The following is an 11,917-nucleotide window of genomic DNA, read 5'->3' as shown; positions in this document are numbered from 1 at the left end:
GGTAACAAAAACGCCCTGCAGATGCAGGGCGTTTTGTTTATGGCGGTTGCTTTGCTTGTGTAGGAGGCGTGCCCTCGCGGCGAACGTAGGCTATCAGCCTGCCGATATCGCCAGCTATCAGTCGCGAACCACGTACCTAATAATCTCCACCACCTGCTCGGTGGTGGTAGCCCAAGCCATGGCGGCTGCGTCGACTTCCTTCAGGGGATGCACGATGTCGTCGCCATGGAGCGTGACATAAGGCTTGCCCAAGGCTGCGCAGTAGCCGGCGTCAAATGCCGCGTTCCATTGCTTGTACTTGTCGCCGAAGCGCACCACCACCAAATCGGCTTGTTGGATCAGCGTCTTGGTGCGGATCGCGTTGATCTTGGATGACTTATGGTCGCGCCAGAACCCATTAGGCTCGGCGCCCAGGCAATCGCCGGCGGCATCGCTGGCCTCGTGATCCGTTACGGCGGAAGTGAAGACTACATCCAGCTCGGCGGCCTTGGCGCCGCGCTCGATTTCAACGCGCCAATCGGTATGGATTTCGCCGGACAGGTAAACGGTAAAGGGCATGGTTCCTCCTGAAAATTAGTGTTGCCTGCGGTATGTCTGCAGGCACAGAGGGGGCGATGCTAGCCCGCAGGCGGCTCTAAGGCCAGCCGATGCCGTACGACGCGCAGCGTGACGCAGCGTAAAGCATGGGTCGCAGTACAGCTAACGAGCGTATCGACATCCGGCTATAGCTGGCTTGTAAGCATGCTTCGCCCCGTCACCCTCCAGCAAAAGCAAAGCCCCGCACCGCACCTCTTTTTGTGGGAGGCGCTCCCCCGCGGCGAAAGCAGGCGATAGCCTGCTAGCAAAGCCTCAAAGTTCGCATCGCATCGCATCGGATCGGCTCTCCACAGACACCAAAGCCACACCGTGCCCTTTTGTTAGGGCAGCCTAGACTTTAAGAGGCGTCGGCGAGGATGCGGAAGAATACCGTTTCCAGAGATACGGCCGGTTTAATGGTCAGCAGATGGCCGCCATTGTTTCCGAGTTGAGCGATGGCGGCGGGTAGCTCGGCTTGTGATAGCTCGCATTCGAACTCGCCGGGTCGCAGCGCGACACAGTTATGCCCCAGGGGTTGGTCCGCCTGGTAGCGCAGGATAAAGCAGTCGGCACGCTCGGCGGCCAATTCGCGCGGCGACCGGACGGTCACCAGTTGCCCCTTGTTGATGAAACCGAAGCGGTCGGCGATACGCTCAACGTCATGCAGCACATGCGAGGTGAAGAAAATCGCGCCGCCTTGTTTCTTGTAGTCGTTGAGGATATCGACCACGTCCTTACGGCCTACCGGGTCCAGGCCCGAGAGCGGTTCGTCGAGGATCAGCAGCTTCGGCTCGACTGCCATCGCATGGGCCAACGCGACCCGCTGCGCGGTTCCCTTGGACAGCTCACGCATACGGCGCTTGCCGGTGCCGTCTACGGAAAAACGTTCTAGCCACTGCATGCACCATGTGTCGGCATCGGTGCGTTTGATGCCGTACATGGACATGCCCATGCGCAGGATTTCCAGCGGCGTGAATTGGTCGTATAGAGCCGGCGCTTCCGGCACATAGGCCATACCCCGGCGGGCTTCGGCCTGGCGTGCATCGGTGCCGTATAGCGTCACCTTGCCCTGATAGTCATTGATGATGTCCAGCATGATCTTGATGGTGGTGGACTTGCCCGCGCCGTTGGGGCCGACGAAGCCGAACACCTCCCCTTCGGCCAGGCTGAAGCTGACATCACGCACAGCCTGGACCTGCTTGCCCTTGGCTTTGTAGGTATAGCTGACACCCTTGAATTCCACGGCTGCGCTCAAGGCTGTTCCTCCAGTCCGGCGATCTTCAGTTTTCTTAGTTCGATGTATCCGTCACGCAACTCATAACCAAGGCGCAGCGGGTCGGCTGGCAATTCATTGAGGATGCCTCGATCGACTAACAGCTGGAGGTCCGTCAGCGGCCCATGTTCGCCTTCGTACTGGCGCTGCGCTTCGCGCAATTGGATCAGGCCCTGCAGGCGAATGACGCGCAGGTTGAGCAGCTCCTTGAGCCTAGGGTCGGTGCTGCTGTCGCGTTGGTGACTCAAATAGTTAAGCGCCAGTTGGTCATTGGCGAACAGTTCGGTACGCAGCATCACCGCCATCCTTTGCATGACGGCGGTGTTATCCGTCGAACGCTGCGCGGCCATTTCCAATACGCGGGCGGCTTCCTCGTTTTTGCGCTGGAGGAACCAGAGATTTATGCCGTAGAAGAACGGCGGGAATTCATCCCAGAATCGGCAGTCGACGGCGGCGCGCAGTACCGCGTTGCCTTGTTCGACGGCGCCGCCCCAGGTGAGCAGGCCGTTGGCAAGATAGTAGTTGTCTTCATGGCAGGCGTTGAGGCGGGCGACTTCGCGTTGGGCGCGGACCAGATAGCCGGTATCCACACCGCGATCATCCAGACCAGTGGCCGCCAGCCGCATGGTTTCCAGGTCGGCAGCGAGGAAGCGGTCACCGCCGTGCAGGGCGACCAGCAGGGGGGCGGGGATTACCACGCGGTCGGTGAGCAGTTGTGGCGTGAGTACCACCGGCTGCTGGGCGCGCCAAGCTGCGAGGATGGCGAACAGAGCGAAGCCCGCCAGGGCCAGAAGCAGAGCGGGGCGCATATCAGGCGAAACGCCTGCGCTGCAGAGCCCAGACTGCAAGGGCCAGCAAGCCGACCATAAAGGTCAGGTTCGACAGCAGCAGCCAGGGCCAGTCGGCGGGCAGCAGTTCCATCTTTCCGTAGAGGGCGATCATACGCACATCCAGCGCGCCGAGGTCAGGCAGCAGATAGCCTAGCAGGCCGATTCCGGAGCGATAGCTATCGGCATCGCTCACAACTCCTGTGTTGCGGGTCAGTAGCTCGACAATGGCGCCAAACGAGCGCGCCACCAGCATGAAGCCGAAGGTGCCGATCAGTACGAAACTGGGCGTGGAGGCCACCACGGCCAGCAGGCAGGCTACGACAGTGAGCAGCAGCAGATCCACGCCAATAAAGGCGATGGTAATCAGATAGTGATGGTCCAGCGCTACTGGCGTGCCTGGCGAATAGCCTTGGGCAATAAACCAGACTAATAACGCCAGCGCAGCGACAAGCACTAGCAGCAGACCGATGGTAAGGCAGGCAACAGCCGCGAAACGGCCCAGCAATAGGTTATGTCGTGGGTGAGGGTAGGAAAGGGTATTAAGAAAGTAACGGCGGTCGAACTCGCGTGACAGCAGCTCCTGGGTCATTAGGACCAGTACCAGAGGTAATAGCAGGCGAATAACCGACAGGCCGATATCCAGCGCCACGGTGGCGGGCTGGCGACCGCTGAACTGGGCAGCCATGAGTACCGTGAGGGTCAGTACCAGCAGCGAGCCGCTGGCCAGCCAGCCGTAGCGCGCGCGCGAGGCCAGACGCAGACCGATTGAAAAGTTGGAGGAAGGCAGCATGGCGGTTATCTGACCATAACGATTAAAGGTACTGGGAGCGATTTTAACGCGCCGAAAGGCCAACTGGCAGCCTGCTAGATGCAATATGCGACAGGATTTTGGAGTGGGTTAAAGCACGCCAATTTCCGTGTGAGGGGGTTATCGGCTTATTGCGTGTAGACAATCACCTGGGAAAACAAAACCCCGCGATGGTTGCGGGGTTTTGTATGAGCCGCTCAAACGGTCGATAACCGCGGGGTTACGCCTGCCCTACAGGGCTCAGTTGGCTACAGTGGCCAAAGCACCGAGCGAATCCTCAGAACATTCTGTCGCCTCCAGCGAAACCTGGGCTACAGAGCCACCGGTGGTGGAAGCAACGTAAGCGCGACGCCCATTGATTTGAAAGGTGTCGTCTTCGTCAGTCCCCTGGCAAGACGTATTGTTATAGACGACTTCTCCTTCCTCTTCGCTGACATTCTGGCAACGAACAGTAGTTGGCTTTTGGCTGCCCGAAGCATGGCAGGCACCCAGGTTCACCTTGGAGGCAGCAGTCACACAGTTGTACACCATGGTGACACCGGTGGAGGTGTTGACGGTGACGCGGTCACGCAGCAACGAGCAGCCGGCTGCGGTGTTCTCTACATAAACGCCGCTGCTGATTCGAGTTACTGTGTTATCGGCGGCGTAAGTAATACCCGAAGTAGCTGCAAGAACGACTACCGTCAGAGTGGCAAAACTTTTCTTGATCATCATCTCGTTAACCTCGAATTAGTTCATCGACGAAGCGTAGGCGGTCTGTGCGTTTTTCACGTCAGCATTCGCTGCTGAATCGTTAGCCCGGGCGCGGTAATCGTTGAACTGCGGAATGGCGATGGCGGCCAGAATGCCAATAATTGCAATCACGATCATCAGCTCGATCAGGGTAAAACCTTTTTGCTTCTTCTTAAGAAGTTTCATTGAAAAGCTCCTATGTTAGTGAGGTCGTTGGACCTGCTGATGGTAGGAGCAGCTTCTGTGCCAGGCGAGGCTGGGTGATCGGATGGAAAGATGGGGCTGTGCGCTGGGTCGCGTTTCCCTGCGGTTGTTCCGGGGCGGTGTTTGGGACAGGAGTAGGGGCTTTGAGTGCGAGCTTTAGCGGCGGGGCGTGCCTTCCAAAAAACCGGTTGTGCTTGAAGCCCTCGCCAAGCTTGGGTTGTAGGGACTTTGAAGACGGATGTTGTGCCGGTTAATCAGCCTCGGTGAACTGGCTTTGTTTCTATAACGGTGCGTGGCTGGGTTATTCGCCGCGAGGGAGCGCCTCCCACGATGAGAAAGGGGCAAGGTGGTTAGGCTGTGATGGGTACCGCTGATCGTTAAAGCGGCTCTTCCAGTCACCAAGTGACAAAAATTGCCACTCTGTTTCTGCGCGTTTGGCTCACCGTTGGAACTGCGTTATAAGGGCGCGATATTTATCCAGCCTTTATGGGCACTTTAGATGAACGAAAATGCTCCCCTCGGCGGTCTGGCGCGCCAGTTGGTATTGGTCGGCCAGCTTGATGAGAAAATTGCGCTACAGGCGCAACAACAGGCCCAGCGTAATCAGGTGCCGCTGGTTTCCTGGCTGGTACAGAACAAATTGTTAAAAAGCCGAGCGATAGTCGATGTCGCGGGGGAACAGTTTGGGGTTCCGTATTTCGACCTGAGTGCGCTGGACAAGGAAGCCCAGCCTAAAGACCTGGTTAGCGAAAAGCTGGTACGCCAGCATCGTGTGCTTCCGCTGCAGCGGCGCGGTAATAAGCTGTATGTCGCCGTTTCCGATCCAACCAATCACCAAGCCATCAGCGATATCCAGTTCAATACCGGGCTGTCGGTCGAGTCGGTGCTGGTTGAAGATGACAAGCTTGGCGAGGCCATCGAAAAACTCTTCGAGTCTGCCAGCACGGCCCTGGATGGGCTGACCGATTCCGATCTGGATGATCTGGATATCGAGATGGGTGGCGGCGCCACCGAGAAAGAGGAAGGCGAGCACAATGAGGCCGACGATGCGCCAGTGGTGCGCTTCGTCAACAAGATGCTGCTCGATGCGATCAAGCGCGGCTCATCGGACCTGCACTTCGAACCCTATGAGAAATCCTATCGGGTGCGCTTTCGTACCGATGGCGTTTTGCACGAAGTGGCGCGGCCGCCGGTTCAGTTGGTCAGTCGGATTTCCGCGCGCCTCAAGGTCATGGCGGCGCTGGATATTGCCGAGCGGCGCAAGCCGCAGGACGGTCGGATTAAGATGAAGGTCTCCAAGACCAAGTCCATCGACTTCCGCGTCAACAGCCTGCCCACCTTGTGGGGCGAAAAGATCGTGATGCGTATCCTCGATTCGTCTAGCGCGAAGATGGGTATCGATGCGCTGGGCTATGAGGAAGACCAGAAAGCACTTTATATGGCGGCACTGAAGCAGCCGCAGGGGATGATCCTGGTCACCGGCCCGACCGGCTCTGGTAAGACGGTTTCGCTGTACACCGGTCTGAATATCCTCAACACCATCGATGTGAATATTTCTACTGCCGAAGATCCGGTGGAGATCAACCTCGAAGGCATCAATCAGGTCAACGTCAATCCGCGCCAGGGCATGGATTTCGCCCAGGCGTTGCGTGCGTTTTTGCGTCAGGATCCGGACATCATCATGGTCGGCGAGATTCGTGACCTTGAAACCGCCGAGATTGCGATCAAGGCGGCGCAGACCGGCCATATGGTGATGTCGACGCTGCATACGAACAGTGCTGCCGAAACCCTGACCCGTCTGCGCAACATGGGGGTGCCGGCCTTCAACATTGCAACCTCGGTCAACTTGATCATTGCCCAGCGCCTTGCGCGCAAGCTCTGCCCGAGCTGCAAGAAAGAAGTGGAGGTGCCCCGGGAAGCGCTTTTGAAGGAAGGCATCCCGGAAAACAAAATCGGTACTTTCCAGCTTTACGGCCCGGTGGGCTGCGACAATTGCAACGGCGGTTATAAGGGCCGTGTCGGTATTTATGAAGTGGTTAAAATCACGCCTGCTCTACAGCGGCTTATCATGGAGGAAGGGAATTCCATCGATATCGCCATTCAAGCGCGCAAAGATGGCTTCAATGATTTGCGTCTTTCGGGTCTGGTCAAAGCCATGCACGGCATCACCAGCCTGGAGGAAGTCAACCGCGTGACCAAGGATTAGCCATGGCGCAGCAGAAAGCGTTGAAAACCAGTGTGTTCACCTGGGAAGGCACTGACCGCAAGGGCAGCAAGATCAAGGGTGAGCTGTCCGGCCAGAGCCCGGCGCTGATCAAGGCGCAACTGCGCAAGCAGGGCATCAATCCGCTTAAGGTGCGTAAAAAGGCGGTTTCGCTATTCAGTGCGGGCAAGAAGATCAAGCCGATGGACATCGCGCTGTTCACCCGGCAGATGGCGACTATGATGAAGGCCGGTGTGCCGTTGTTGCAGTCGTTCGACATCATCGGTGAGGGCTTCGACAATCCGAACATGCGCAAGCTGGTCGATGAGGTGAAGCAGGAGGTGGCCGCCGGTAACAGTTTTGCCGGTTCGCTGCGCAAAAAGCCGCAATATTTCGATGACCTTTATTGCAACTTGGTGGAATCCGGCGAGCAGTCTGGTGCGCTGGAAACCTTGCTGGACAGGGTCGCGACCTATAAGGAAAAGACCGAGCAGCTAAAGGCAAAGATCAAGAAGGCAATGACCTATCCAATTGCCGTCATCGTGGTGGCGATCATCGTTTCTGCAATTCTGTTGATCAAGGTAGTGCCGCAATTTGAAAGCGTGTTCCAGGGGTTTGGTGCGGAGTTGCCTGCCTTTACACAGATGGTGGTCGGGCTTTCGCGTTGGTTGCAGGAATGGTGGTATCTGGTTGTGATCGGCTTGTTTGCGGCCGCCCTCCTGTTCAAGCATAGCTACAAGCGTTCGGAAAAAGTCCGCGATGCGCTGGATCGTGGGCTCCTGAAAACGCCCATCGTCGGCGACATCTTGTACAAAGCCGTAGTGGCGCGTTATGCGCGGACGCTGTCGACGACCTTCGCTGCAGGCGTGCCGCTGGTTGATGCGCTGGATTCGGTGGCGGGTGCTACCGGTAACGTGGTGTTCCGCAATGCTGTTGCCAAAATTCGCAACGATGTCTCGTCCGGGGTGCAGCTGAACTTCTCCATGCGGACTACCGGTGTCTTCCCTTCAATGGCGATTCAGATGACCGCAATTGGTGAGGAATCGGGTTCTCTGGATGAGATGCTCGATAAGGTTGCCAGCTTCTATGAAGATGAGGTGGACAACATGGTCGACAATCTTACGACCTTGATGGAGCCGCTGATCATGGCGGTGTTGGGCGTGCTGGTGGGTGGCCTGATCATTGCGATGTATCTGCCTATCTTCCAGCTGGGCAGCGTGGTCGGCTAAAGAATGATTGTGCAAATTCTGGCCAGCAACACGCTGGCCTTTGTTTTCTGCGTGTTTGTGTTGGGACTGCTGGTCGGCAGTTTCCTCAACGTTGTGATCCACCGCCTACCCATCATGATGCAGCGCGATTGGCGCGCTCAGGCTCGTGAGTTTCTCGAGTTGCCTGGCGAGCCTGCCACGACGTTCAATCTGGTTCTCCCTCATTCCCATTGCCCGCATTGCGATCACGAAATTCGGCCATGGGAGAACATCCCATTGGTGAGTTGGCTAGCGCTGCGTGGCAAGTGTTCGTCATGCAAGGCGCCGATCAGCAAGCGCTACCCGTTGGTTGAGCTGGCGTGCGGGCTGCTATCCGCCTACGTCGCCTGGCATTTCGGCTTCACCTGGCAGGCTGGAGCGATGTTGCTGCTGACCTGGGGGCTGCTGGCGATGAGCATGATCGATGTCGATCACCAGCTGCTGCCAGACTCCATCGTGTTGCCACTGCTGTGGCTGGGATTGCTCGTCAATCTGTTCGGCTTGTTCACTACGCTGCCTGATGCGGTATGGGGTGCGGTTGCTGGCTATCTGAGCCTCTGGTCCGTGTACTGGTTGTTCAAGCTGGTGACCGGCAAGGAGGGCATGGGCTATGGCGACTTCAAGTTGCTAGCGATGCTCGGCGCCTGGGGTGGGTGGCAGGTTTTGCCGTTGACCATTCTGCTGTCGTCGGTTGTCGGGGCCGTGCTGGGCACGATCATGCTGCGTGTGCAGAGGGCCGATAGCGGCACGGCCATTCCTTTTGGGCCCTATCTGGCGATCGCTGGCTGGGTCGCCCTGCTTTGGGGTGACCAGATCACGTCCAGTTATTTGCAGTTCGCCGGGTTCTAGATCCGAGCGTTGTGCTTGCCGAGAGGCAGGCGCGGAGCGTAAATGCGATCAATCGTAAGCGAACCCCGCTGCCTCGTAGGAGCGAGGGGGACGCCGAGTCCTTGCTCGCGAACCCAGGCCACGCAAAAGCTTCGCGAGCAAGCTCGCTCCTACAGGTGGGACCATCTGCCGTGGTGCTTTGCCTAAACGCCTAAGTGAACAGCATTTCGCCCTGAGGCGGGCCTTCCACAAAACGGCTCATCCGTAGAGGGCTCGCGCTATACCGCTTCGGTGGGAGGCGCGCCCCGCGGCGAAAAGGCTTGTTGCCGGCTCGAAGCCCGCAATTCTTCATTCCAAAGGCAGGCCCGCATCGATCACGATTTTTGCTGTCCATGAGCACCGTCAACTTGCATCCACGCTGATCAGGCGTTACTACTGCGCGTCGTTTCTGGTCTGGGCGGTGCGTGATGAAGCCATGGGTGCTGGGTTTGACTGGCGGTATCGGCAGCGGCAAAAGCGCTGTGGTGGAAGAATTCGGGCGGCTCGGGGCGCACTGGGTGGATGCCGATCATGCCGCGCGCTGGGTGGTGGAACCTGGCAAGCCGGCGTTGAGGCTGATCGCAGAGCGCTTCGGCGAGGCGGTTCTTGCATCTGATGGCAGTCTGGATCGTGCGGTGCTGCGTGAGCGGATATTCCAGGACCTGGCTCAGCGCAAGTGGCTTGAAGAATTACTTCATCCGCTGATTCGCCAGGAAGTCGCTGACCACCTCGCTCGGGCAACCTCTCCCTACGCCATCATGGTATCGCCGCTGCTGGTGGAGTCCGGCCAGTATCGTCAGGTCGACCGCGTGCTGGTTGTTGATGTGCCCGAAGCGGTGCAGGTCGAGCGTGCCGTCCGGCGAGATCAGTCCAGCGAGGCGCAGATCCAAGCCATCATCAAGGCCCAGGTCAGCCGCGAGGAGCGTCTGCGTCATGCCGACGATGTTCTGGTCAACGATCGTGATCTGGCTTGGCTGAAAGCCGAGGTGGAACGGTTGCACAATTTTTATCTGACGTTGCGAGGAGGTCAGGAATGAGTACTACTGTTGAATGCCCTACCTGCGGCGCGCCAGTCGAGTGGAGCGTGAAGAGTTCGAATCGTCCGTTCTGTTCCGAGCGCTGTAAGCTGATCGATCTAGGTGCCTGGGCGTCGGAAGAGCACGCGATTCGGGGCAACGAGCTCGAAGATGATCTTTTTTCTGGTGACGTGCCGCCTCGCCAGCATTGAGTCTGCGGCTCAAGCCTGCTTGTTGCCGTCGTCTTTCCAGGGCGCTTGCAAATAGCGGCTGCGGTTGAAGGTTTCCATCCAGTCCGGATAGAAGACGACCAGAGCGCTGACGACGGTTCCGTTGATGAATGCTTCGGGAAACATCACCAGCCAGATGTAGCCGGCAAAGTCTTCCAGCCAGGGAGGCATTGGGTAGCGACCATCGATCAACAGGATTCCCAGTCCGGCCAGAATGCAAAAAAGCGCTGCCAGGCCGGCGGCAAAGAACCCAGAAAAGAAAATGTAGACGAAAAGGTTTCGCGGCTGGGTGCGTTCTACGGCAATGGCGCAGAGCTCTGTCACTGTCACCGGTATCAGCACTAACAGCACGCCATTCAGGCCGAGCGCTACCAGCTGTTGATGGCCTGTAACGGTCAGCCCAAGCTGGGCAACGAAGGCGGCAAGGATCGCCAGTGGCCAATCCAGCAAGAGTGTTACGGCTGTCAGTCCGATGAAGTGGAAGGACAGCCCGGAATCGAAGTCTCGACGCACTAGCCAAAGTAGAAATATCGCCAGAACGGCGCCGAACACTAGATGCTGGCGCCGGGTATCGCTGAACAGTTCCACCCAGGGCGCCCGCGCGCAGGCCCAGAACAGCCCGGCGGCATAAAGCAGCCAGCCCAGAAAAAGGCTGGATGGTGCGAGCAGTTCGGCGGCAATCATGTTCGGGCTCTTCGCTTTTGCGGGCTGGGTTTGGCGATCATGGCGATACCAATATTCTGGTTCTCTTTTGTGTGTTCCTCAGGGCGCGGGATTGGGTTGTTCGGTGTGAATCGCCTCTATGCCTTCAAGCACCTCGGCTGACAGTCGCAACTCGGCGCTGGCGAGATTGCTTTCCAGCTGCTCGAGTGACGTGGCGCCGATGATGTTACTGGTGACGAAAGGCTGCTGCGTGACATAGGCCAGCGCCATCTGGGCCGGGTCCAAACCATGCTCGCGGGCGAGCGCCACATACCGCGAGCAGGCGGCTTGCGACTGGGGATTGGTATAGCGCGCAAAGCGGCTGAACATCGTGATCCGCGCTCCGGCCGGTCGAGCGCCTTGTTCGTATTTGCCGCTAAGCATGCCGAAAGCCAGGGGCGAGTAGGCCAGCAGCCCGCATTGTTCGCGAATGGCCATCTCGGCCAGGCCGACCTCGAAGGTGCGATTGAGCAGGTTGTAGGGGTTCTGGATCGAAACGATGCGCGGCCAGCCTCTGGCTTCGGCGAGCTGCAAAAACCTCATCGTGCCCCAGGGTGTTTCGTTCGACAAACCGATGTGGCGGATCTTTCCGGCCTTTACCTGCTCGTCCAGGGCTTCGAGCGTTTCCTCGATGGGCGTAAAATCCTGATCCTGATGGCGGTAACCGAGTTGGCCGAAGAAATTGGTGCTGCGTTCTGGCCAATGCAGTTGGTACAGGTCGATCCAGTCCGTCTGCAGGCGCTGAAGGCTCGCATCGAGGGCCGCAACGATGTGCTGCCTGTTCATCTTCAATTGGCCGTCACGGATGTGACTGATTCCATTGCCGGGTCCGGCGATCTTGCTAGCTAGAATCCACTCGGCACGATTCCCGCGAGCTTTGAAATAGTTGCCAATGTAGCGCTCGGTGGAGGCATAGGTTTCCGCTCGCGGCGGCACTGGATACATTTCGGCGGTATCGAGGAAGTTGATGCCTGCGGCTCTGGCGCGATCCAGCTGAGCGAACGCTTGGTCCTGATCGTTCTGTTCGCCCCAGGTCATGCTGCCAAGGCACAGCGCGCTGACTTTCAATTCGGTGCGGCCAAGTTGGCGCCGTTCCATGCGGAGTCCCTTTGTCTGTTAGTTTGTGGATCGGATATGGGGTCGGCCGATAAGTTCGTTCTTAGCAAAGAGCCGAGTCGATTCGTGCTGATGCGCGATTATGCCTCGGTGAATGACGGGGCGGGCGCGGC

At 58.2% G+C, this 11,917-nt stretch carries 13 protein-coding genes; 5 read left to right on the top strand and 8 right to left on the bottom strand.

Annotated elements, in window-relative coordinates:
• Positions 1-117 precede the first annotated feature (117 nt).
• From NA647_RS14560 to NA647_RS19625, 6 genes are all read right to left on the bottom strand, one after another.
• Positions 118-558: a YtoQ family protein gene (locus tag NA647_RS14560; RefSeq protein WP_256058340.1), complete on the bottom strand. Its 441-nt coding sequence runs from the start codon at positions 556-558 to the stop codon at positions 118-120.
• A 376-nt stretch (positions 559-934) separates the two neighbouring features.
• On the bottom strand, positions 935-1,831 hold the full coding sequence (locus tag NA647_RS14555; protein WP_256058339.1) for an ABC transporter ATP-binding protein: 897 nt from the start codon (positions 1,829-1,831) through the stop codon (positions 935-937).
• Complete coding sequence (locus NA647_RS14550; RefSeq protein WP_256058338.1) at positions 1,828-2,658, bottom strand: hypothetical protein; 831 nt, start codon at positions 2,656-2,658, stop codon at positions 1,828-1,830. Before NA647_RS14550 ends, NA647_RS14555 begins: the two co-directional genes overlap by 4 nt.
• Position 2,659: 1 nt before the next feature.
• Positions 2,660-3,469 carry an ABC transporter permease subunit gene (locus tag NA647_RS14545; RefSeq protein WP_256058337.1) on the bottom strand — a complete coding sequence of 270 codons (810 nt, stop codon included), beginning with the start codon at positions 3,467-3,469 and terminating at the stop codon, positions 2,660-2,662.
• Positions 3,470-3,727: 258 nt separating this feature from the next.
• Positions 3,728-4,201: a hypothetical protein gene (locus tag NA647_RS14540; RefSeq protein ID WP_256058336.1), complete on the bottom strand. Its 474-nt coding sequence runs from the start codon at positions 4,199-4,201 to the stop codon at positions 3,728-3,730.
• Between the two features lie 15 nt (positions 4,202-4,216).
• Entirely contained in the window at positions 4,217-4,405 is a 189-nt protein-coding gene (locus tag NA647_RS19625) for a prepilin-type N-terminal cleavage/methylation domain-containing protein (protein ID WP_272889700.1), read from the bottom strand.
• Between the two features lie 517 nt (positions 4,406-4,922).
• Between NA647_RS19625 and pilB the strand changes: the two genes are divergently transcribed.
• The 5 genes from pilB to yacG all read left to right on the top strand — a co-directional run bounded on the left by pilB (position 4,923) and on the right by yacG (position 9,968).
• A complete protein-coding gene (pilB, locus tag NA647_RS14530) occupies positions 4,923-6,629 on the top strand; it encodes a type IV-A pilus assembly ATPase PilB (RefSeq protein WP_256058335.1) in 1,707 nt (568 codons plus the stop codon).
• A gap of 2 nt (positions 6,630-6,631) precedes the next feature.
• Positions 6,632-7,855, top strand: a complete 1,224-nt coding sequence (locus NA647_RS14525; protein ID WP_256058334.1) for a type II secretion system F family protein — start codon at positions 6,632-6,634, stop codon at positions 7,853-7,855.
• A 3-nt stretch (positions 7,856-7,858) separates the two neighbouring features.
• A complete protein-coding gene (locus NA647_RS14520) occupies positions 7,859-8,722 on the top strand; it encodes a prepilin peptidase (protein ID WP_256058333.1) in 864 nt (287 codons plus the stop codon).
• 446 nt (positions 8,723-9,168) lie between these two features.
• The gene (gene coaE, locus NA647_RS14515) at positions 9,169-9,777 is read left to right on the top strand and encodes a dephospho-CoA kinase (protein WP_256058332.1); all 609 of its coding nucleotides are present in this window, start codon (positions 9,169-9,171) and stop codon (positions 9,775-9,777) included.
• Positions 9,774-9,968, top strand: a complete 195-nt coding sequence (gene yacG, locus NA647_RS14510; protein WP_256058331.1) for a DNA gyrase inhibitor YacG — start codon at positions 9,774-9,776, stop codon at positions 9,966-9,968. Before coaE ends, yacG begins: the two co-directional genes overlap by 4 nt.
• A 9-nt stretch (positions 9,969-9,977) precedes the next feature.
• Here the strand turns inward: yacG and NA647_RS14505 are convergent, their stop codons facing one another.
• Both NA647_RS14505 and NA647_RS14500 read right to left on the bottom strand, forming a co-directional pair.
• Complete coding sequence (locus NA647_RS14505; protein ID WP_256058330.1) at positions 9,978-10,670, bottom strand: energy-coupling factor ABC transporter permease; 693 nt, start codon at positions 10,668-10,670, stop codon at positions 9,978-9,980.
• A gap of 78 nt (positions 10,671-10,748) precedes the next feature.
• Complete coding sequence (locus NA647_RS14500; protein WP_256058329.1) at positions 10,749-11,786, bottom strand: NADP(H)-dependent aldo-keto reductase; 1,038 nt, start codon at positions 11,784-11,786, stop codon at positions 10,749-10,751.
• Positions 11,787-11,917 lie beyond the last annotated feature (131 nt).

The sequence above is a fragment of the Stutzerimonas stutzeri genome (assembly GCF_024448985.1).
Lineage (GTDB): Bacteria > Pseudomonadota > Gammaproteobacteria > Pseudomonadales > Pseudomonadaceae > Stutzerimonas > Stutzerimonas stutzeri_AP.
Note: the sequence above shows the minus strand (reverse complement) of the source record. Positions and strands in the feature narration are given on the sequence as shown.

Bases quoted from the DNA above. Each gene is read 5' to 3' on its own strand.
- NA647_RS14550 (WP_256058338.1), bottom strand. From the start codon at position 2,658: ATGCGCCCCGCTCTGCTTCTGGCCCTGGCGGGCTTCGCTCTGTTCGCC.
- NA647_RS19625 (WP_272889700.1), bottom strand. From the start codon at position 4,405: ATGAAACTTCTTAAGAAGAAGCAAAAAGGTTTTACCCTGATCGAGCTG.
- coaE (WP_256058332.1), top strand. From the start codon at position 9,169: ATGAAGCCATGGGTGCTGGGTTTGACTGGCGGTATCGGCAGCGGCAAA.
- NA647_RS14520 (WP_256058333.1), top strand. From the start codon at position 7,859: ATGATTGTGCAAATTCTGGCCAGCAACACGCTGGCCTTTGTTTTCTGC.
- NA647_RS14505 (WP_256058330.1), bottom strand. From the start codon at position 10,670: ATGATTGCCGCCGAACTGCTCGCACCATCCAGCCTTTTTCTGGGCTGG.
- NA647_RS14525 (WP_256058334.1), top strand. From the start codon at position 6,632: ATGGCGCAGCAGAAAGCGTTGAAAACCAGTGTGTTCACCTGGGAAGGC.
- NA647_RS14540 (WP_256058336.1), bottom strand. From the start codon at position 4,201: ATGATGATCAAGAAAAGTTTTGCCACTCTGACGGTAGTCGTTCTTGCA.
- NA647_RS14545 (WP_256058337.1), bottom strand. From the start codon at position 3,469: ATGCTGCCTTCCTCCAACTTTTCAATCGGTCTGCGTCTGGCCTCGCGC.
- NA647_RS14500 (WP_256058329.1), bottom strand. From the start codon at position 11,786: ATGGAACGGCGCCAACTTGGCCGCACCGAATTGAAAGTCAGCGCGCTG.
- NA647_RS14560 (WP_256058340.1), bottom strand. From the start codon at position 558: ATGCCCTTTACCGTTTACCTGTCCGGCGAAATCCATACCGATTGGCGC.
- pilB (WP_256058335.1), top strand. From the start codon at position 4,923: ATGAACGAAAATGCTCCCCTCGGCGGTCTGGCGCGCCAGTTGGTATTG.
- yacG (WP_256058331.1), top strand. From the start codon at position 9,774: ATGAGTACTACTGTTGAATGCCCTACCTGCGGCGCGCCAGTCGAGTGG.